19 protein-coding genes, 1 tRNA gene and 1 riboswitch are annotated in these 22,405 nt (G+C 32.4%); of the genes, 14 read left to right on the top strand and 6 right to left on the bottom strand.

Annotated features, from left to right (window positions below; genetic code table 11):
* Window positions 1–157 precede the first annotated feature (157 nt).
* The 8 genes from EQM05_RS14100 to EQM05_RS14065 all read left to right on the top strand — a co-directional run bounded on the left by EQM05_RS14100 (window position 158) and on the right by EQM05_RS14065 (window position 9,203).
* Window positions 158–703: a phosphatase PAP2 family protein gene (locus EQM05_RS14100; protein WP_243108178.1), complete on the top strand. Its 546-nt coding sequence runs from the start codon at window positions 158–160 to the stop codon at window positions 701–703.
* 200 nt (window positions 704–903) lie between these two features.
* A complete protein-coding gene (locus EQM05_RS14095; RefSeq protein ID WP_128750645.1) occupies window positions 904–2,325 on the top strand; it encodes a PTS mannitol transporter subunit IICBA in 1,422 nt (473 codons plus the stop codon).
* Between the two features lie 23 nt (window positions 2,326–2,348).
* Window positions 2,349–4,403: a BglG family transcription antiterminator gene (locus EQM05_RS14090; protein ID WP_128750643.1), complete on the top strand. Its 2,055-nt coding sequence runs from the start codon at window positions 2,349–2,351 to the stop codon at window positions 4,401–4,403.
* Window positions 4,404–4,838 (top strand): PTS sugar transporter subunit IIA, encoded by a 435-nt coding sequence (locus EQM05_RS14085; RefSeq protein WP_128750641.1) that lies wholly within the window; start codon window positions 4,404–4,406, stop codon window positions 4,836–4,838. It abuts the gene before it with no gap.
* A gap of 11 nt (window positions 4,839–4,849) precedes the next feature.
* Window positions 4,850–5,785 (top strand): 1-phosphofructokinase, encoded by a 936-nt coding sequence (gene pfkB / locus EQM05_RS14080; protein ID WP_128750640.1) that lies wholly within the window; start codon window positions 4,850–4,852, stop codon window positions 5,783–5,785.
* A gap of 19 nt (window positions 5,786–5,804) precedes the next feature.
* Window positions 5,805–7,088, top strand: a complete 1,284-nt coding sequence (locus tag EQM05_RS14075) for a zinc-binding dehydrogenase (RefSeq protein WP_128750638.1) — start codon at window positions 5,805–5,807, stop codon at window positions 7,086–7,088.
* A gap of 173 nt (window positions 7,089–7,261) precedes the next feature.
* Window positions 7,262–7,930 (top strand): hypothetical protein, encoded by a 669-nt coding sequence (locus EQM05_RS16300; protein ID WP_243108080.1) that lies wholly within the window; start codon window positions 7,262–7,264, stop codon window positions 7,928–7,930.
* Window positions 7,931–8,060: 130 nt separating this feature from the next.
* Window positions 8,061–9,203 (top strand): serine/threonine-protein kinase, encoded by a 1,143-nt coding sequence (locus EQM05_RS14065; protein WP_128750636.1) that lies wholly within the window; start codon window positions 8,061–8,063, stop codon window positions 9,201–9,203.
* 162 nt (window positions 9,204–9,365) lie between these two features.
* On the opposite strand, the gene EQM05_RS14060 is transcribed toward EQM05_RS14065, so the two are convergent.
* Window positions 9,366–9,442: transfer RNA gene (locus EQM05_RS14060), tRNA-Val, on the bottom strand.
* Between the two features lie 199 nt (window positions 9,443–9,641).
* Between EQM05_RS14060 and EQM05_RS14055 the strand changes: the two genes are divergently transcribed.
* Both EQM05_RS14055 and EQM05_RS14050 read left to right on the top strand, forming a co-directional pair.
* Window positions 9,642–10,973 (top strand): amino acid permease, encoded by a 1,332-nt coding sequence (locus EQM05_RS14055; RefSeq protein ID WP_128750634.1) that lies wholly within the window; start codon window positions 9,642–9,644, stop codon window positions 10,971–10,973.
* A gap of 116 nt (window positions 10,974–11,089) precedes the next feature.
* Complete coding sequence (locus tag EQM05_RS14050; RefSeq protein WP_128750632.1) at window positions 11,090–11,455, top strand: phage holin family protein; 366 nt, start codon at window positions 11,090–11,092, stop codon at window positions 11,453–11,455.
* A 114-nt stretch (window positions 11,456–11,569) separates the two neighbouring features.
* Here the strand turns inward: EQM05_RS14050 and EQM05_RS14045 are convergent, their stop codons facing one another.
* From EQM05_RS14045 to EQM05_RS14030, 4 genes are all read right to left on the bottom strand, one after another.
* Window positions 11,570–12,688, bottom strand: coding sequence for a Ger(x)C family spore germination protein (locus EQM05_RS14045; RefSeq protein WP_128750630.1), 1,119 nt, complete (start codon window positions 12,686–12,688; stop codon window positions 11,570–11,572).
* Window positions 12,689–12,690: 2 nt separating this feature from the next.
* Window positions 12,691–13,776 (bottom strand): GerAB/ArcD/ProY family transporter, encoded by a 1,086-nt coding sequence (locus EQM05_RS14040; protein WP_128750628.1) that lies wholly within the window; start codon window positions 13,774–13,776, stop codon window positions 12,691–12,693.
* Window positions 13,757–15,250 carry a spore germination protein gene (locus EQM05_RS14035; RefSeq protein ID WP_128750626.1) on the bottom strand — a complete coding sequence of 498 codons (1,494 nt, stop codon included), beginning with the start codon at window positions 15,248–15,250 and terminating at the stop codon, window positions 13,757–13,759. Before EQM05_RS14035 ends, EQM05_RS14040 begins: the two co-directional genes overlap by 20 nt.
* 240 nt (window positions 15,251–15,490) lie before the next feature.
* Window positions 15,491–16,963: an IS66 family transposase gene (locus tag EQM05_RS14030; RefSeq protein WP_128750624.1), complete on the bottom strand. Its 1,473-nt coding sequence runs from the start codon at window positions 16,961–16,963 to the stop codon at window positions 15,491–15,493.
* A 239-nt stretch (window positions 16,964–17,202) separates the two neighbouring features.
* Between EQM05_RS14030 and EQM05_RS16060 the strand changes: the two genes are divergently transcribed.
* Complete coding sequence (locus tag EQM05_RS16060) at window positions 17,203–17,427, top strand: hypothetical protein (protein WP_205694144.1); 225 nt, start codon at window positions 17,203–17,205, stop codon at window positions 17,425–17,427.
* A 75-nt stretch (window positions 17,428–17,502) separates the two neighbouring features.
* On the top strand, window positions 17,503–18,885 hold the full coding sequence (locus tag EQM05_RS14025) for a transposase (RefSeq protein WP_128749681.1): 1,383 nt from the start codon (window positions 17,503–17,505) through the stop codon (window positions 18,883–18,885).
* Between the two features lie 292 nt (window positions 18,886–19,177).
* Here EQM05_RS14025 and EQM05_RS14020 read toward each other — a convergent pair whose 3' ends face one another.
* Window positions 19,178–20,386 carry an HD domain-containing phosphohydrolase gene (locus tag EQM05_RS14020; protein ID WP_128750622.1) on the bottom strand — a complete coding sequence of 403 codons (1,209 nt, stop codon included), beginning with the start codon at window positions 20,384–20,386 and terminating at the stop codon, window positions 19,178–19,180.
* A 194-nt stretch (window positions 20,387–20,580) separates the two neighbouring features.
* Window positions 20,581–20,685: riboswitch (SAM riboswitch) on the top strand.
* Between the two features lie 91 nt (window positions 20,686–20,776).
* On the opposite strand from EQM05_RS14020, the gene EQM05_RS14015 reads away from it, so the two are divergent.
* The gene (locus EQM05_RS14015) at window positions 20,777–21,742 is read left to right on the top strand and encodes a methionine ABC transporter ATP-binding protein (protein ID WP_128750620.1); all 966 of its coding nucleotides are present in this window, start codon (window positions 20,777–20,779) and stop codon (window positions 21,740–21,742) included.
* Window positions 21,735–22,391: a methionine ABC transporter permease gene (locus EQM05_RS14010; RefSeq protein WP_128750618.1), complete on the top strand. Its 657-nt coding sequence runs from the start codon at window positions 21,735–21,737 to the stop codon at window positions 22,389–22,391. Before EQM05_RS14015 ends, EQM05_RS14010 begins: the two co-directional genes overlap by 8 nt.
* Window positions 22,392–22,405: the final 14 nt, after the last annotated feature.

The following is a 22,405-nucleotide window of genomic DNA, read 5'->3' as shown; positions in this document are numbered from 1 at the left end:
TTGGAAAAATCGTCGAAATGACGATTTTTTTTTAAATCTGCTTATTTTAATGGAATTTTAATTTAATATAGTGATAATATATATGAAAACACATAATATAATAGTCAGCTTTGTTTAAAAGAGATTGTAAAATGAAAGGACGATTACATTGAATGCAATAATATCATCAGTACAAGGATTAGATAATTCAATTCTTATTTATATTAAGGATTATATGCAGGGGCCAATTATGGATAAGTTTATGGTTATTATGTCTTCATTAGGAAACGGCGGATTTATATGGATCGTTATAGGAATAATTTTATTAATAAGTAAAAAATACAGAAAGGCTGGTTTTATTACTTTAATAGCATTACTATTCAGTGCAATTTTAGGAGAAGGAATATTAAAGCATTTAGTTCAGCGATCCAGACCTTTCACACATGTACCTTCTATGAAGCTGTTAATTGCAGAGCCTTTATCTTTTTCCTTCCCTTCAGGTCATGCTGCATCATCATTTGCAGCTGCAGGAGTGTTAGCAAAGTATTTTAAGGATTATGCTCTTGAGTTTTATTCTATGGCATCAATTATAGCATTTTCAAGACTGTATTTATATGTACATTACCCTACAGATGTGGCAGCGGGTATAGTTTTGGGATTAATATGCAGCAAAGCAGCATTATATTTATGCAATAAGTTAAGTATGCAAAAACAAAGAAATTAAGATATTTATTTAATAATAGAGAAGATTAGAGATTACTGATCTTCTCTATTTTTTTGCACATAAAGAAGCTTATGAATCCTAGGGGCATGCCAAATCTCAAAATTGTCACTGATAGATGCTGTCAGCATTGAAGTAGTGAGTGTTGTAAAAACGTTTACCATGAAATATATTATAAGTATCAAGACAAGGAGGTATGTTATATGGAGATTTCAAGTAAAACCAATTCCAATACAAAAGGAGGTTCAAGCGGTAAAGCCAAGCTTCAAAAATTTGGCGCATTTCTTTCTGGAATGGTTATGCCAAACATTGGAGCATTTATTGCATGGGGACTTATAACGGCATTATTTATACCTACTGGCTGGTTACCAAATGAATATCTTGGCAAACTTGTTGGCCCAATGATTTCCTACCTGCTTCCAGTACTTATAGGATATACAGGGGGTAAACTTGTATATGGTACCAGGGGTGGTGTAGTGGGAGCCATAGCAACTATGGGAGTTATTATTGGTTCTTCCATACCAATGTTCTTAGGAGCAATGATTATGGGACCACTAGGAGGATATTGTATTAAAAAGTTTGACAAGCTTATTGACGGCAAAATAGCAACAGGATTTGAGATGCTTGTAAATAACTTTTCATCGGGTATCTTAGGAGGAATCTTAGCAATAATTGCCTATTCAGTAATAGGACCTGTTGTTAATTCATTTTCAGTGGCACTTGGAAATGCAGCTCAATGGGTAACAAACGCAAAGTTACTTCCTCTTATAGCAATATTTGTTGAACCAGGTAAGATATTATTTTTAAACAACGCAATTAATCATGGAATATTTGACCCTCTTGGTATAGCACAGGTTAAAGAAGTTGGAAAATCAATTTTCTTCTTACTGGAGTCAAATCCAGGACCAGGACTTGGGATACTTCTTGCATACTGGATGTATGGTAAGGGAAATGCAAAGCAATCAGCGCCAGGAGCAATAATCATTCAATTTCTAGGTGGAATTCACGAAATATATTTCCCTTATGTTTTAATGAATCCAGTGCTTCTTTTAGCAGTAATCGGCGGAGGAATGGCAGCTGATTTAACTTTCGTAATCACTGGGGCAGGCCTTGTTGCTTCTCCTTCACCAGGAAGTATATTTGCAGAAATAGCAATGAGTCCAAAAGGCGGCCTTACACCTGTATTATTAGGAATATTAGTAGGCGCTGTAGTTTCCTTCTTAATAGGATCCATAATAGTAAAGAGTAGTAATGCAGCTGAAGATGATTCTACCTTTGACAGTGCAAAAACATTAGTACAGGGAATGAAAGCAGAAAGTAAAGGACAAAAGGTTGAAATGTCAGCAGAAGCACCAGCTTTAATAGTATTTGCTTGTGATGCAGGTATGGGTTCATCTGCAATGGGAGAATCTATACTTAAAAAGAAAATTAATGACGCAGGGTTAAAAATAAATGTAAAACACTCAGCAGTTAGTGAAATACCAAAGGATGCTGAGGTAGTATTTACACAGGAAAGCCTTGCTGAAAGAGCTTCACAGTCATGCCCAAATGCAAAAATTATTACGATAAAAAATTTTCTGGACAACAAAGTTTACGATGAATATATTAAAACTTTAAAAAAATAATATTGTAAATGGCGGGTGAATATATGAATGAATTAACTGCCAGACAAAGGTTTATTTTAAATGCCATATTGGATAAAGGTCCTTTAAATATAAAGGATCTTTCCAGGCAGATTCATGTCAGCAACAGAACTATATCAAGAGAAATAGCTGCTATTAATATTGTATTGAAACATGATGGCATAGCAATAAAGGAAAACAACTCAAATTTAAATATTAATGGGAAAACAGGAAAGTTAAATAATCTAAAACATTCATTGGGAGGAATACCCATGCAGTGGCTGGTATCTCAAGAGCAAAGAATGCTGCTTATTACTGCACAGCTTCTCCTTTCAGAGGAACCCATAAAATCTGCTTATTTCAGCTATCAGCTTAATGTGGTGGAGGGAACTATAAGTCTTTATGTAGATAAAATTCAGCAGTGGCTTGCAGTGAGATATTTAAGCCTTGAAAGAAAGAGAGGATATGGACTTATCGTAATAGGCTCAGAATGGGTAAAAAGAAACACATTTTTAGAACTATTATATGAATATAAGCCCATAGATGAACTGCTTGCTTATGTATATGAAGACAAGCAGGATCCTGCAATACATGCTTTCTTTAATATGTTTTTTCATAAGGAACTTATTAATATTTCAAAAGATATATTAGAAATTGTCAGCAATGACATGGTAAAGATGGATGACATGGCTTATTTCAGTTCGCTGATTCACATTATGCTGTCATTAAAAAAAGTAAAGCTTGGTTCACCAATAAGCCTGCCTGATTATTTAATACATGACGTACTATCATCCAATGAGTTTTCTTTTACAAAGAAAATAAAAGACTATTTAATTTCTTTAAATATAGATATACCTGATAGTGAGCTTGTATATATTGCAATACAGCTTTTAGGAAACAAATATATATATAAATCAGATGGAAAATTTGCGGAACTTGGAATGTCCCTAGAGGAATTATCCAAAGAAGTTCTGTATGAAGTAGAAAAAAGGCTGAATATTAAAATTAACTGTGATGAGCAGTTAATTATGGGACTTTCTCAGCATTTCAACCCTGCTTTATATAGAATTAAAATGGGAATACAGGTTAAGAACCCTTTAGTTGATGAAATAAAAAAATATTACGGAAGTTTGTTTAGTGTGGTAAATAATGCCTGCAGGCTGGTATTTTCAAAATATAACATTACAATGCCTGAAGATGAAATTGGCTTTATTACAATGCATGTGGGTGCAGCCATAGAACGCACAGGAAGTTTAACCAATAAATTTTCTGCACTGATTATCTGCCCAAATGGCATTGGAACAGCAAGAATACTTTTAAACAAGGTTAAATCAGCAATACCCAGCATTGACAGAGTTGCAATTAAATCCATTAAGGATTGGTGCAGCAGCAATGATGAATATGATATTGTGCTTTCCACAGTGAATATTGATACAGGAAAAAATCCTAAGGATAATATTATAATTGTTTCTCCTTTTCTTAAGCAGAATGATATTGATAATATTAACCATTACCTGGAACAGCATAAGAGAAATCAGAGTTCATTTAATAAGATTACATCCCTATATAAAGCTGAAAATAATAATGGTTCAGAAGAAGAAAAATATGAGATGATAAATAATATGCTGAAGAGTCTGCAGCTAAAAACCATAGATACCAAATCATTTAAAGAAATGATTGGATTCATTTCTGAAAGCGTTTATGATGAAAATATAATAAGCAATAAAGAGGAAGTGGAGGAACTTATACTAAACAGGGAAAAAGCAGGAAGTGTAGTAATTCCAAATTCATCTGTGGCACTTCTTCATACCAGATCCGATTCTGTAATAAGCCCATTTGTTGGGGTATATAGGTTAAAGGATTCCATGAGATTAAAGAGTGTAGGCTTTTCAGATGAAAATGTGAAAACCTTTATTGTTTTGCTTGCAAGGAAAACAGAAAATCCTTATATACTGGAGCAAATGGGGAAAATAAGTATATCCTTAATTGAAAAAAAGGACTTTACTGATAATTTAAGGCTAGGAGATATTAAAGATATAAGAAGGTCAATAGTAAAAATTCTTAATGAGGAGGACATTTAAATGGAGCCAGAGGTTCTTTGTGATAAGAATATATTATTAAATGTTAACAGTGAGACAAAAGATGAGGCAATTAAAAGGGTTGGAAGGATGCTTGTGGAAAATGGTTATGTTGAAGAAGGCTATATAAAAGGAATGATGAAAAGGGAGCAGGATATAACAACATATATAGGAAATGGCATAGCTATCCCTCATGGAATGAATGAATATGTTAAATACATTAAGCACTCAGGAATTGTCATTGCTCAATATCCCCGTGGAGTGGATTTCGGTGAGGGGAATACAGCTTACTTAGTTATTGGTATAGCAGGTAAAAATGACGATCATATGTCCATACTATCCAAGATAGCTATTACATGCCAGTATGAGGAAAATGTAAAGAAGCTTATAAAATCCAAAGATAAACAGGAGATAATTAAAATAATTTTAGAAGAGTAAGGAGTAATAAAATGATTACAACTGTTACATTAAATCCTGCAGTTGATAAGACCATTGAAATTGATAATTTTCAAATTGGAACAGTTAATAGAGTTAGTTCCGTAAGACTTGATGCAGGTGGAAAAGGAATTAATGTATCTAAGGTTATTAAGAGCCTTGGCAGTAGCAGCAGAGCTGTTGGAATACTTTCAGGGAAAAGTGGAAGCTTTATAAAAGAATATCTGGATTCAGAAAATATTGAAAACCACTTTATAATAACAAAAGGAGATACAAGAACCAATACAAAAATAGTTGACAAAATAAATCATACAAATACAGATATAAATGAATGCGGACCCTTAGTTTCAGAGGAGGATCTTCACAAGGTAAATAAAGAATTCTGTAAAGGGCTAAATGAGAATTCTGTTGTAGTATTTTCAGGAAGCATACCTAAAAATGTAAGCAGGAATATATACATGGATTGGATAAAAGAGGCTAAAAAAAATGGTGCGAAAACTATATTAGATGCAGATGGAGAGCTTTTTAAGCAGGGAATAAAGGCTGGCCCATATTTAATAAAACCAAATATTCACGAGCTGGAAGAGTTTTTCTCGCAAAATATAAGCACTAAAGAAGAAGCAGTAAGACTTTCCAGGGAACTATTTAAATATGGTATCAAAATTATAGTAATTTCTTTAGGAGCTCATGGAGCACTTTTTATAAAGAAAGATGCTGCAGTTTCTGTGAGTGGAATAAAGGTACAGGTTCAAAGCACTGTGGGAGCAGGAGACTCCATGGTAGCTGCATTGGCTGTGGCAATAGATAAAAACTATGATTTTGAAAAGTCCATAAAGCTTTCCGTGGCATGCGGTACAGCAAATGTAACTACATCAGGCACTCAGGCTGCGGACCTTGAAACTGTATTAAGCTTTGAAAAACAAGTTAAATATGAATATATAAATTTATAATACAAAGGAGCTGTATATTATGAAAACAAGAGCAGTTAGACTATATGGAAAGAATGATTTAAGACTGGAGGAGTTTGAACTTCCTGAAATAAAAGATGATGAGATATTAGTTAAGGTAATATCAGACAGTATATGCATGTCAACTTATAAGGCAGCTATTCAAGGACCTGACCATAAGAGAGTGCCTAAAGATGTTGATAAAAATCCTGTAATTGTTGGACATGAGTTTGCAGGCAATATAGTAAAAGTTGGGGCAAAGTGGAAGGACCAGTTCAAAGAGGGGCAGAAATTTGCACAGCAGCCGGCTTTAAATTATAAGGGAAGTATGGATTCACCAGGATATTCATATAAATATTTCGGAGGAGATGCAACTTATATAATTATTCCTCATGAAGTTATGGAGCTTGGATGTCTTATAAACTATAATGGAGAGGCCTATTATGAAGCATCTTTGGCAGAACCAATGTCATGTATAATCGGAGGCTTTCATGCAAGTTTTCACACAAAAATGGGATCCTATGTTCATGATATGGGAATCGTAAAAGGCGGGAAAATGGCTTTATTGGCAGCCACAGGCCCAATGGGACTTGGAGCAATTGAATATATCATAAATTGTGACAGAAGACCTTCATTATTGGTTGTAACTGATATAGATGATGCTAGGATTGCAAAAGCTAAAAGCATATTTACAGAGGAAAAGACCAAAGAAAAAGGGGTTAAAATTGTATTTGTAAATACAAAAGATATAGAAGATGTTCCGGCATATCTAAGGGAAATATCTGAGGGCACAGGTTTTAATGATGTGTATGTTTTTGCACCAGTAAAGCCTGTAGTGGAACAAGCTGATAAAATACTTGCAAGAGACGGGTGCTTAAACTTCTTTGCAGGTCCAACAGATAAAAAGTTCTCAGGTGAATTAAATTACTATAATGTTCACTATGGATCAACTCATGTAATTGGGACTACAGGGGGAAATACTAATGATCTAATTGAGAGTCTTAAAATGACAGAAGCAGGTAGTATAAATCCTGCAGTTATGATAACACATATTGGAGGGTTAAACAGTGCTGCTGAAGCTACACTGAATTTACCAAAACTACCTGGCGGCAAAAAGCTTATATATACCAATATTGATATGGAGCTTACAGCTATTGATGACTTTGAAGAAAAGGGAAAAAATGATCCTTTGTTTGCTGAATTAGCAGGAATAGTTAAGAGAAACGGAGGACTTTGGTGCCAAGAGGCTGAAAAGTATTTACTGAATAAATTACCAGCAGTAGATGGTGTAAAGCCAGAAATATAATATTTAATTACTTCATGCCAATGATTATTACTAATAAAGTGATGGAAATTTTCTTGGATTTAATGTATAATTTTGTTAGCCTAATACTTTCAATGAAAAACTTTACATTTTACTTTGGAAAAATGTAAAGTTTTTCTCAAAGTATAAAAATATATTGAATTGGTGTGAATAATATGGATATAATAAGTGACATTAAGGAAAGATTATCTATATTCAAAAATATGTACGATATGATAAGAGTAGTTGACCCAATAAATAAAAAAGTAAAATTTATAGAAGGAGAAAATTTAAAACACAAGGATGCTGTGTGTTACAATATTTTTAAAAAGGATTCCTTCTGTAAAAACTGCATTTCTATGAGAGCGTATAAGTATAATGATACTTTTACAAAGGTAGAGTACAGCACTGATGGGAAAGTATTTTTAATTACTGCTGCTCCTGTTAATTTTGAAAATAAAATTTATGTGGCAGAAATTATAAAGATTATCTCTGAAAATAATAGCATATCCAGTCAAAATAGCAGGGGAAAGGCTAATTTAGAAAATTTAATTACCGCAATAAATGACAAATATGTTGAGGATTGTGATAAAAATGCAATATCCAAGGAGAAAGTGAAGAAGGGTTTATTATCATCTAGGGAATCTAATGAAAATAAACTGCAGCTTTATATAAAGAATATTGAATTATCAGAGCTAAAGGAAAACATAAATCAAATAAGGGATATCCTTAATGAAGTAAGCTGTACATCTGAAAGTGATGAAAATGACAAGGAGAAGCTGCTCATAAGTGAATACTTGGACAAGCTTATTGTTAAATATATGAAGACAGTTCAGAAGTTATGATAATTGTTTATATCCACATTTGTGCATTATTTTTATGTATTAATGTGGATATTTTTCTATATAATAACCCCCTGAATATGTATATAAAAAACGTATATTAATTAGTATAAGTTTTTTATAGAGGTGGATTATGCTGCAAAAAGGATATATTTTGGATAATAAATATGAAGTAATAAAAATATTGGGTAAAGGCGGCATGGGAACAGTTTATTTATGTAAAAATATTAACCTTGAAAATATGTGGGCCATAAAAGAAATAAAAAAGGATAATGGTTTTAATATAGATATTTTAACTGAGCCTAATATTCTGAAAGAATTAAATTATCCGGGTATTCCAAGGATTGTAGATATATTTTATAAAGATGATAATTTATACATGGTTGAGGATTACATAGAAGGACAAACATTAAAAGAATATGTTCAAAAGAAAGAAAAACTGGCAGCAGAAGAGATATGCAGTATAACATTAAAGATATGTAATATTGTCGGTTATCTGCATAATATGAACCCTTCCATTATTTACAGAGATTTAAAGCCATCAAATATTATGATAAATCACAGCGGAAATATTATGCTTGTGGATTTTGGAATTTCAAAGATTGATAAAACTAATAAATATAATGATACTGCAGCACTAGGGTCAATTGGATATGCTGCACCTGAACAGAAAGGTGCAGGCAGGAGTTGTAAACAAACGGATATATTTGGAATAGGTATGGTTATGTATTATATGGTTAATGGAAAGGCGGCATTGGAGGATACAGAACCCTTCAATGATGAAAATTATAATAATGTAAATGATAATTTGAAATCAATAATACAGAGATGTGTTAAAAGCAATATTAATGAAAGATATGAATCTATAAGTGAATTAGAATATGAAATTGCAAAATGCCAAAACAATTTAGATATTGAGAAGACTGTGGTAATTAATGAAGCTTCCATAAAACAAGAAGCTAAAAAAAACAGTCATGGTTTAATAAGAAATATACTTGTATCTGCCATGTTAACGGCTATTGTTTTAACAATGCTGTATCACTTTTATGGCAATGTGCCTAAATATAATGACAATACCACTGTAGATGCTCCAAAAACTGATAATACAATTAATAGTGTGCAGCAGGGAGAAGATACAAAGCAGCCTTCAAAGGATAAAGCTACAAATAATGACAGCAGCATAACCAAGGACAACAATGCAGCTAATCAGGTTAATACCTCGGAGCCATATTTAAAACAGCACAAAGGGAAGGAAAAGGGAAAGAAGAAAAAGTAGAACCAGGCTTGGATTTATGGTATCCAGACCTGGTTTTTTTAATAGAATTTTTAAAAGTAAATAAAATACCCACACACAAGCATATTATCAATGCAGGTGTGTGGATATTTTTTAGGAAAATTAGTGACAAGCGTTTTACATAAAAAGAAGATAAAGTAAGTCTGGTAGGGAATATAGGACTTGAACCTACGACTTCCACCATGTGAAGGTGGCACTCTAACCAGCTGAGTTAATTCCCCATATATATCTTACATTTATATTATACACAAATTTAAATGAAAATCAAACCTATACTGGAAAATTTCATTTCCCTAGGGCTGCTTTACACTAACTTGGAAAATAGTAATTTACAACTTTTGTCGAATATTGTTGACAATGATACTTTATCATGGTAAATTAATAAAGTGATAATTTCAATTAAGGAGGCGTAATTTATAAATGTCAAATGAAGCTAATTTAAGAAAGGAATTAGGAATTGTTATTGCAACTGCGCTGGTTGTTGGTAATATGATGGGATCAGGTATATTTATGCTTCCTGCAACTTTGGCATCAAAGGCTGGTCCAGGTCCTGTTATGATGGCTTGGCTATTAACAGGAGCAGGATCTATTCTTTTGGCACTTTCTTTTGCCAATCTGGGATCAAAAATACCTAAAACAGGAGGACCATATGAATATGCAAAACTGGCATTTGGTGATTTTATGGGCTTTGAAAACGCCTGGTTATACTGGAACGGTTCATGGATAGGAAATGCTGCAATAATTACGGCTATAGCAAGTTATACAGGCACATTAATTCCAATAATAAACAGTAACCATCTGGTTGCATTTTTATATACAAGCGCAATACTCTGGATATTTACAATAATAAACATACTGGGCGCAAAAAAAGCAGGAATAACGCAAACTGTTATTACTATTTTTGAATTATTATTATTTATTTTTTTTATCGCAGTTGCAGCGGCACATTTTAATCCTTCATTTGTGAAGGATATGTTTCCTAAAAACAAGGGTATTGAAACTATACCTGCAGCAGCAGCCTCAACATTATGGGCATTTATCGGTTTTGAAACAGCTTCGGTAGCAGCAGGTGAAATTAAAAATCCGGAGAAAAATATAAGAATAAGTACTATATTGGGAATGTCAATTGCAATTATAATGTATATGGCAATTAATTTCTTTGCTATGGGTGCAATGCCTCAGGATATGCTGGCAAAAAGTTCAGCACCAATAGTGGATATTCTTTCGCAGTTTCTTGGCAAGGGAGTCTCAAATGTAATTTTAGTAGCCTCAGTAATAAGCGTTTTAGGTACAACAGTGGGTTGGATTCTTGCTACAGCACGTATGTCTTATGCAGCTGGAAAGGACAAAGTATTTCCGGAAGTTTTTGCTTTGGTACATCCAAAATATAATACACCATATGCATCACTAATTATAAGTGCAGTACTTGCAAATATTTTACTAGCAATGAACTATAGTCATTCATTACTTTCGGCCTTTAATTTTATGATACTTTTAGCAACATTGGCATACTTACCAATGTACGCAACTACAGCTGCAGCTGAGATTATTCTGCTGGTTAAAATTGATGGCAAGGTTAATGTGTGGAAGTTTATAAAAAAATCCATTATTCCACTGCTAGGATTTGCTTATGCTGTATGGACAATATATGGATCGGGAGCGGAAACTGTTATGTATGGATTCCTTCTGATTTTATTCGGAGTTCCATTCTATTTGTACATGAAAGTAAAGCCAAAATCATCAATTGATTAATAAAATTTTAAAAAGTTAAAATACAATGCTGAAAATTGTATAATATTATTTATGAATATGAGCACACTATGAATATAAAAACATATATACTTAACTTTTGAAGGAGTGATATATTCATGGCAAATGAAAAAAGAGAAACTTCAGGTGGAAACAGCTTCCTTGGATGGATAGGAAGATTAGTATTAGTGGCTGTTATTTTAGGAATAACATCATTTTTAACACCTGGATTTACTATTGTTGGATTGTGGTCATATATAATAGCCGCAGTAGTAATAACTGCATTGGACTATTTTGTTGAATCCCTTATGGGAGTAGATGCATCCCCATTTGGAAAGGGATTAAAGGGATTTGTAATAGCCGCAATAATAATATATTTAGCTCAATTTTTAGTACCTAACATGAAGGTGTCTATAATAGGAGCTATTCTGGCAGCTCTGGTTATAGGAATATTAGATGCAGTATTTCCAGGCAGAGCAATGTAATCTGGAGAAGCTATAAAGTAATTGAAACATATGAGCGATCTGTAGTATTTTACTACAGGTCTATTTTTTGCAAAATATAATGTTTTAAATTGAATTTTTATAATTTGGTAATATTTAAAAATCTCCACGTCCTGTTTTATCAATATGAACTTTTACGTTTACAATAATTTCAGAATTGGGAACTATAATATTCCAATCTGAACCAGTATGTCTCCCATATTTAGCTGCAGCTACTTGACCAAGCTGCAAACAGTCAACCTTATACTCACATTTCATTTTAGTTATAAAATTATTGCACATCTTTTTTACATATTGGCACATATCTTCTTCAAATTGGTTATCTATTTTGGAATCTTTACTTATATTTTTATAGGATAAATTTGAAATTATATCGCCTTTCAAATATAAATTTATTACAAACTTATATTTGTCTCCTTCCTTAGTACAGGTTACCTTTCTTTTTGAAGTGGCATAATAATCAACATAATCGTTTGAACCTTTTTGTACCGATATAATTCCCTTCCCACTATTCCCTCTTAACATATTCATAACTCTGGCATCATCCATATTCATTTTCAGCAACATTTTGTCCTTATTGAAAACAGCCATGCCGGTAATTTTTATTCCTTCTTTGGTAAGCTCAATGTAAGGAAGCACTGCATTGGTTCCCTCAGCATCTACTTGCAGAAACATATTGGTTATTTTATATTCATCAGAAAAGAAGTTATAAAAATAAGAATTTTTTATTAAGCCCTCAATATAATCCGAAGAGCTTGGATATCCATTTATTTGATATTTAAGTAAATCTTCAGATTTACCCCTGCAGATAGTAACATAACCAGTATCATTTAAACTGGGATTTCTATATAATATTTCTATCAAATTTCTCATGCCGGCTGTTGCATGCTCTTCACTTATAATATATACTTTTTCAAGACCTAACATGTTTTGCTTATCATCTGCTAATGCCCTTGTTTGCCTTGTTTGTCCTATGGTCAGAGCATCTCCCTTTTTTAGCATTGAATTTACAATATTATCATTGTTAAATACATATACCGACATTGGAATACAGTATTTTGTTTCAGAACCTTGTTTTTCAGCATCACAGCCCAATCCCGAAACAATATCTAATTCTTCTATAGGCTGCTGCCCCTTTGTTTCAGAACCGAAAAAAGCAGCAATGACAATACATGAAATTGAGATAAGAATATATTTCCATAGTGTTCTTCGCATAATTATTTAACCTTCTTTATGTATAATATTACAGCTATTAATGTTACGTAAATTATGTTGAATAATGTAAATTTAGGTATAAAGTAATTTAATATAGATAACATAATTGCATTATTTTTAGGAATTGTTGATAAGTACACCATCATGGGGAAAATAATGCATATTATAATTTTATTTTGTGCATTTTTAAAAAAGCTATTTATAATCATAGCTGCTGCATAATAATTATTTGATATTGTTTTAAATATTATAGCAGCCCACAATATTAGAAAAACAAATCTAAAATTATTAATTATAGGAATATATACACTTTTTGTGGTAAGACTTACGGACCATTCTGCTTTTGGAATATTGTCTATACCCAGAAAGTAAATGGTTATAAAAACTGCCCAGGTATAGAAAACACATGTTATAAAAACTCCCAGCAGTGATGATTTAACAATGATTTTTTCGTTTGAGTTAATCACTAAAGGATATAACAGGAACAATATTTCAATGCCGCCATAAGCAAAAGCTGAAGATTTGCTGGCATTTAATATATTTACAATTCCTGAACCAAGTATAGGGCATACATTTAAGTATGTTCCTTTGACCAGTGCAGCAAATAACATTAAAGTTAATATGGTGGTGTAGTAAAATGTTAAATGATTAACTCTTGCCAAAACCTTTAGCCCTTTATAGGCAGTAAAGGCTGATAAAAAAACAATAAAAATCAGTATCTTTATTGAACTTACAAAGCTCACTATTAAAGTCCTTAGAACAATACTTAGACCTGCGCTTAATGTAAAAACATTAAATATGAAAAAACATAGTAAAATTACATTTAAAATGGTGCCTATAATTTTGCCAAAACATTTTTTACTTAATACCAATATATTATTATTGGGGCTTTTTTTATAAATTATAGCTGCTGCCAGCACCATATATAATGGGTAAAGGGCACCAAGTGCAGCAGATATCCAGGAGTCCTGTTTAGCTTTTGAAATCAAACTGTTTGGAAGAGATAAAATTCCTATGCCAATCATTGATCCTATAAGCATAAAGGTTAATTCGCCGGAGGTTATAGTATCACTTTTTATCCTTTTCATTTTTATTCCTCCAGAACTTTTTTCTAAAATCGCTTTGTCTTATTGGATTGTTGTTTGGAATGCCTTCCGGTCTCTTATTCATTTTCCATAATGGAGCTCTCATAAGGGTATCTTTCAAGTCGCTGTATTTATCCGGAGTAAAATATGGCACACCAAAACTGTCCAGAGATAGAATATGAACTGATAATAAATATAATCCTGCGATTAAACCAAAAGCACCTAAAAAGTTAGTTAAAAAAAGTAAAGGGAATCTAAGCAATCTTACGGAACTTGCCATATCATAATTTGGAATAATAAAAGTACCTATAGTTGAAGCTCCTACTACAACTAAAGTATCCGGACTTACTAAATGTGCCTGAAGGGCAGCACTTCCAATTATGAATCCTCCTACTATACTTAGTGTTTGACCGATTTTACTGGGAAGCCTAAGCCCGCCCTCTCTCAAAAATTCTATAACAATATCCATGGACAGTATTTCAAGAAATGGGGACAGAGCAATGTCTTTTCTGGACTGAATTAATGGCAGTACAAACTTAATTGGAATTAATTCTGCATTGAATCTAACCAATGATAAATATATTGAGGGCATTGTGACAACCAAAATTGTACCAAGTATTCTGATAAATCTATTAAAATCAGTTACAACAGTTCTTTGGGCATAATCTTCCACAGCCTGAAAAAATTCCACAAGCAATGCAGGTAGTGTTATGGCAAAAGGTGAGCCATCAAGTAATATTGCTATTCTGCCTTCCATTAAGTTCTGCTGCACAGTGTCCGGCCTTTGAGTAGTATAAACCTGAGGAAATACAGTGTATGGATAACTTTCAATAAACTGTTCTATCATGCCGATATTAGTTACAGCATCAACATCTATTGCTTGAATCCTGGCTTTTATATCTTTTAATAGGTCCTTATCAACTATATCATCAACATACACTATGGCTAAATCTTTTTGTGAACGCCTGCCAACAATAAAATTTTCTACTACTAAGTTATTATCCTTTATCCCTCTTTTTAACAGGCTTATATTTATATCCAGGTTTTCTATGAAACCCTCCCTTGAGCCTCTAACCCCTTGCTCGTCCTTAGGCTCTGAAATGTTTCTATGCTCACCATCTGCCGTATTAGCAATAATATAATTATAAGCAGTGTCTATAACAATTGCAGTTTTACCTCTTTTAATTTCTTTCACAACATTATTAACATCATTTTCAATGACAATGTCAGACATGGAAATATATTTACTGCATATGTAATTGCTAACCTGCTTAATATCGTGCAAATCTTCCTTAATTTTAAATAACAGGGGGTTTAGTATATCCCTATTGATAATGTTCTGGTCAACAAATCCAGTAATATAAACTATGGCTGCTTCAACTGGAGTTCCCCTACCAATGCTTATCCTTCTTACAATTACCCTGTTGCTTCCGCCGCATTTCTGAATAATTCTATCAATCTTAATGGTTAAGCTCATTATGAATCACCCTTCCATATATAAGTTAATATACCCGGAATAGTGTTAAGTTAATCTATATAAAATTTTATTTACTGTAAATTAATAACTATTAATAATTGTTAATAACTATTCAGTTACCCTAAAAAGTATATAAAAAAGCACCTTACTTTCAAATTCTTATGCATCTGACAGTAAGGTGTTAATATTAATTTTAGGTTCACCAAAAAGAGGTACTTCGTTCCTTTTTAAGCGGAGCTTTTACGTCAAAGTTGGATCAAATTGATTCACTGTAAATGTTGATTTTATGCAATCCAAGGCATTTTTGCCTTGTTTTCTTACAGTAGATACATATCCACGGATTCTAGTAAAAGCGTTAGCTCCAGCAGAACTTCTAAAGGTGCCTGAAATCTTTTGCTTAACTTTAGCCATACGTAAATCACGTTCTGCTAAGTTATTATCAAAAGGTATATCAAAGTCATACATGAAAGCAAGTATTTGTTCCTTATAGCCATTTAATCTATTGAGTAAATTAAGACTGGCACTTTTCTTTACCTTCTTTTTAGAATATAATTCAATGTTTTTAGCATAGTCTTCGTCAATGCCAGCTTTAAGTATTTTATCATACTTAGATTCAAAATCCTGAATTTTATCTAAAGGTAAAGCATTTTGTTTGTTATTAGCTAAATCTACTTCTTTTTTTATATCTAACAATAGATTTTTCATTGGCTTTGCCCAGTTTTGACCTTGTAATTCAGTTATACTATTAAGTTCTCTTAATATATGAGCATTACATAGAGCATGATTGCAGTTAGTATACTTAAAATAAGTTTTAAAACCATCATGGACTGCCGTCCCAGTAAAGTTTGGAAGTATTGTAATATCATCAATAGCCTTTTTACCACGCTTTTCATGGCATTCATAATATGTAAGATTTTTATTAGAAGCAACATGAAGCCACTGGCGTTTTTTATCTATATAAATACCAGTTTCATCAAAATGAACTGCTCCTGTAGATGAGGTAAGGCTATTTCTAATCCTATTTGTTATAGCTTGTAAATTATCATGACAGTCTTGATTGAAGGTTACCATACTACCTTGACTTAAATGATGGTTAAATAAATCCTCAATGAGTTCAACAGCACGTTTATACGGAATCAACTGATATTGAGTTAAGTAAACAGCTATCGCTTTCAGGCGTTCTCCATATTGAACTGTATTCTTTATTTCTTCTGGGAAAGCAGCTGTATTTTTACTTTTACAATGAGGACATATTTTAACTTCTGCTCTATGCTCTACAATTTTAACTTTTACATCTGGTATATCTATAATTTGACGAACAATATATCTTTCAGGAGGTACATCCTTTAGGGATGCTCCGCATTCAGTACAGAATTCAACATTGTGAATTTCAATTTCATCAGGAGTATCATGTAAACACAATGTTGTTCCCTCATGACCCCTTTGACCGCCAGGTTTTTTACCTGATTTTGTTCTTAAACTTTTAGTCTTCTTTTTAAAGCCATCTGACGATGGAGGTTTACTGCTATTACTACTGTTTTTGTTGACTTGGCTTTCTAATGATTTTACACGCTCGTTTAGAGCCTTATTCTCTTTAGAAAGTGTTTCTACTTGAGATTGTAGTTCTTTAATTTGATTTGATAATTCTTTAATAACACCTATAACCTGAGATACACCTTGATTGTAAATCTCGATGATTTGGCCTTCACTCACGATGTGTCACCACCTTATCATTAGTTTTTGCAAGACAGGCTTTATGATACCAAAAAATAATGATAAATGGAAGGCTTTTTTTCAATAAATTAATAATAACAGTAAATTTAAATTATTTTAATAGCTGAATAGTTACAATTGTTAATAATTATCATGATATTTATTTAATACTTATATAATAAAATAGAGCAAAGGAAATATATTGGAGAGGTGAAACATGAAATTTCGGAAAAGGTATATTGTTTTTATGGATTGTATGCCCAATTGCCCCAACAGATGTAATATGTTACTTTTCCACTTACATGGGAATTAGATATAGAAAGTATATTACAACTGTAATATCTGTTAATGCGCCACTGGTACTAATTTATAGTTATGTGGGGAAAGGATTTAGCAATAGTTTATATACATTATCTTCAATAAGTAATATGAAAATTTCTAAAAATAAGTACTATAATATTTAGCTTTTAAAAATGATTTTAAGATCTTTTATAGAATTATATATATAGACTAATGATAATTAAAAGGAGATAGTTTGTATGTTACAATTAAGCAAAAACGATAAAGATAAGGTGTTGGAAGCTATAAAAGAAGGTAGGATTGATGCTGCTGACGTAAGTTTCCCTAATCTTATAGATACAATAGTATTAAAAATGAAAAATATAGGACTTATAGATAAATTGGCTGAAAGTTTTAAAGATAAAAGAAAACAAAATAAGCATATTCCATTTCATATACTTATTGCGTTAGCAATTACAGCAAAGATGAAACTTAAAACCAGCCTGACAGATGTCGCCTTTGCTGTGACTGATGGTGAGTTATTATCTGAACTAGGATGGAATATGTGGGATACCAATAAAAACCTTGAAGAAGGGTTATTCGCCGAAGGCGTTATGAGAAATTTAATTCAAAAATATGATGCTGAGGAATTTATAGAGTCTTATAACAATTATGTCCAAAATGTAGTTATGCCATCTCTTAACATAGCTCCATCTATACATATTCTTGATTGCACTAAAATACATGTGAATTTAGATAATGTAAATTATGAGAATTCTGAAACTATAAAAGATGATGGAAAGGTGCTTCGTGGTTATAAAATGGGAACATTAAGAGGTCTTATGGATGATTCCGGAATTATAGAAGAGATAGTTTTTGATTCTATAAAGCCTCATGATTTAGAACTTTGTAGAAATATGATTTTAAAAAGTAAATGTTTAAAAAGTGGAGATATTCTCATAAATGACAGGGGATTTATTTCTCGTGATGTTATTAATATTTTGAAGCTTGAAAAGCAAGTGGATACATATGTACCTGCAAAAAAGAACATGACAATATACCAAGAAGCTGTAAAAATAGCAATCTCCGAAGACAAGTGGCAAAAACACCCTAACAAGAAAAGGAAAACTCAAGAAATACACCTGGTTAAGGATCTAGGTATGATGTGGCAAAGTAATACACCAGATAAAGATGTTGACTTGTGTGCCTGTGTCGTTCATGATAAAAAAGATAATGAATACTATGTATTTTTAACCACAGACACAAATAAAACTGCAAAACAAATAATAAATACTTATGAACTAAGACCAGAAATTGAAGAAGACTATAGACAAATAAAAGACTTTTGGAAATTAGAAGATTTTAAGAGTACAAAATATAATTTTATAACTTTTCATATAGTTATGACACTCATTGGCTACATGTATTTTCAACTATTCAAAAACATGGAGGAGGGAAATAAGTATTCAGGCAAGTCCCTCCCTGTAATTATTAAGAATTATAAAGAAGATAAGCAAAAGTCAGTTATAATATATTCTGGTCAATATTTTGGCGTATTTTCCTTTATTGAATTTATTCAATTGTATGCTGGCTGCTCCGCAGAGGTAAGGAAACTTCTTGATCCAACCTTGGCTTTAGTATAGCAGGGTTGGAGGGCTACGCCCAAATTACGAATTGAAGATACATTATCTATTATAGGCATAGCTTTAATGCTAATTGCGGTGTTCTTAATAAAAATTTGGGAGAAGATGAAAAGACAGATTCATGCAAACTAAAGAAAGCGGCGTTTTTTAGTAAAACGCCGCTTTTAATATTAGCCGGGCTTAAATGTAATAAAATTGAGAACCGTCCCCATCACACCGCACCACACCGCACCGTATACCGTAAATGCGATAAAGATGTGAACCGTCCCCATTATACCTTATACCGTCCCAATTATATTAACGCTTTATCTATATCTTTAGTTATAGATTCATCAACAAAGCCATTATGACTCATATCATAGAGTATGTCCATTGCTTCCTTATGAGAAAGAGATTTTCTGTATGGACGCTCTTCTGTAAGTGCTTCATATATATCAAGGCAGCCCATTAATCGTGAATTAAAATCCAGATCCTTTGCGGTAAGTCCGTAAGGATATCCCATGCCATTTAGCTTTTCATGATGATTAGCAGCCCAGTTTGTAATTTCTTCGAAGCCCTTAATCTGCTCAAGAACAACTCTTGTATAGTAAGGATGCTTTTTAACTACTTGAAACTCACCATCACTAAGTTTGTTTGGACTATCTAAAATGGTGTTTGGAACTGCAAGCTTTCCAATATCGTGAAGATCTGCTGCTATAATAAGCTTCATCTTTTCCTCAGGCTTATATTTATAAAAGTCTGCCATAATACCTGCCTTTATTGACAAATCTTTTGAATGACGTCTTGTATATCGTGACTTTGAATCTATTATTTCTGAGAAAACTTTTGTAATTTCATGTATTTGGTTAAAGGTTAAATCCAAAGTATTATCAGGAAGGCTTTCCCTTAATACAGTATTAATGCATGGGTCTTTCAGATCCTCCCAAAATTTCTTATTCTCAGTAACCCTTAAAAAGGCATCTACTATTTTTGAAGAAAAATCCTTTTCCTTTTTAGATTCTGCAAATGATAAAATATCTTTCTGCATATTAAGCTCATTGTTTTTAATATCAAATCTGCTTTCAATTCTATCAGCCAATGCTATAATTTGTGACATTAAAGGAATTTCATTCCCCTTCAATTTGAAGAATCCAGTACCATCATATTTTTCATGATGATATTTTATAACATTAGTAACATTTGTATTAAAAGGATATGTAATGATGTTCTTCTCTCCTACAATGCAATGCCATTTGTTTTTTTCAAACATATCTAAGTTTTGAGAGTCCATATTGGACAGATCATCACCTAGACCACTGTAACTTATTCCATTATCATGTAAAATTGCAAGAGCAGAAATATCCTTAAGTTCATCTGTTCCAAAATTTAGCTGTTCTGCAATTTTAATACTTATATAAGCAGTTCTCTTGCCATGGTTTGAAGTCATACCTAAAATGTCCATTTCTACAAAATCCAGCGCAAAGGAAACTGATGTTAAAAATTCGTTTAAATTAAGTAACATTTTTTACCTCCAAAATTAAATGATTTGCAAAGTACATTATTATATTTTAACACTAATACTTAGTTAATAGCTATTTTCAATTATAATTTTATGGTATTATATAAGCATAATCAATGAAATTAATAAATATTTAATAAAAGTATTGACACATTAGTAAAGTTTTGATATTATATTTTCTAAAGTTAATATTTTTCAACTTATCAAGAGTGGCGGAGGGACTGGCCCTATGAAACCCAGCAACCGATACATATATTTGTATAGCGGTGCTAAATCCAGCAGCGAAGGCTGAAAGATGAGGAACCAATTGCGTTTTAACCCCAGGTTTCCTTGGGGTTTATTTTTTTTAGCGTAATATTCATATTTCAGTATTTTAAAAGAGGGGGTAAAGGTTTGATCAGCATAACAAATGTAGATAAGTTTTTTTCAAATGAGCATATTTTAAAGTCTGTAAATCTCGAAATAAAACAGGGCGAAATTTTTGGATTAATTGGGCATAGCGGAGCAGGCAAATCCACATTGTTAAGATGTATAAACGGTCTTGAAAGCTATGACAGCGGAAGCGTTATGGTTATGGGAAAGGAAGTTAATACACTTAAAAACAGGGAACTTAGAGAATTCAGGAAGGATCTAGGAATGATTTTTCAGCATTTCAGTCTCTTAGAGAGGAAAAATGTATATGATAACATTGCCCTTCCTTTACAGGTATGGGGTTATGATAAAAAACAAATAAAAGAAATAGTAGAAAAACTTTTAAAAATAGTTCACTTAGAGGACAAGATTTTTTCAAGGCCAAAAGAATTAAGCGGCGGGCAAAAGCAAAGGGTAGCTATTGCCAGGGCTTTGGCATTAGAACCAAAGATACTGTTATGCGATGAGGCAACCTCAGCATTAGATCCTAACACTACAAAATCAATTTTAACACTTTTAAGGGAAATTAATGAGAACCTAGGAATTACTATTGTAATTGTAACTCATCAAATGGAAGTAGTCAGAGAAATATGCAGCAGGATGGCTATTTTAGATGCAGGGGCTATTGCAGCTCAGGGTGAAGTTAATGAACTGTTTTTGAAACAGCCTAAGGCTTTGAGAAAATTAATTTCAGAAGAAGAAATACTTCCATCAGAAGGTACTAACATAAGAATATATTTTCCAAAGGAAATGTCTGAGCAAAGTATTATAACTTCCATGGCAAGGAATTTAAATATAGATTTCTCTATAGTATGGGGTAAACTTGAAAGGTTTAGAGATGATGTGCTTGGGAGTCTTGTAATAAATATTGAGGACAGCAAGTATAAATCAGTTTCTGATTACCTTAATAAAAGAAAAGTCTGCTGGGAGGTAATAAAAAATGATTAGTTTTGCAGAAGCCTGGAACAAATATTTATTACAGGGGATAATAGATACAGTTTATATGGTAGGATGGTCCACATTTTTTTCAGTTATAATTGGTTTTATACTGGCAATTGCATTAATATTAACTGATAAAAATGGCCTTAGACCTAATAAAGTAATTTATAGAGTTTTAGATATCATAGTAAATGTTTTTAGATCATTTCCATTTATCATATTAATTCTTGCTGTAATGCCGCTTACAAGGCTGATTGTTGGAAAAAGCATAGGGAATACTGCAGCTATTGTTCCATTAACTATAGGATCAGCACCATTTGTTGCAAGAGTAATAGAGAGTTCACTAAAAGAAGTGGACAAGGGAATCATTGAAGCTGCAAAATCATTTGGTGCCAGTGATATGCAGATAATTTTCAAAGTTATGATAAAAGAAGCTGTACCCTCTATTATTAGAGGAATAACGCTATCATTAATATTAATCATTGGGTATACGGCTATGGCAGGGGCACTCGGAGCTCAAGGCCTTGGATATGTGGCTATATCAATAGGCTATCAGAGATTTAATAATGAAATGATACTTTATACAGTAATTATTTTAATTATTTTAGTTGAGGCCATTCAGATTTTTGGGGATTGGATATACAAAAAACTAAAATAAGGATATATAAATTA

The organism is Clostridium sp. JN-9, assembly GCF_004103695.1.
Taxonomy (GTDB): domain Bacteria; phylum Bacillota; class Clostridia; order Clostridiales; family Clostridiaceae; genus JN-9.
This window is presented reverse-complemented; position numbering and strand designations above follow the sequence as displayed.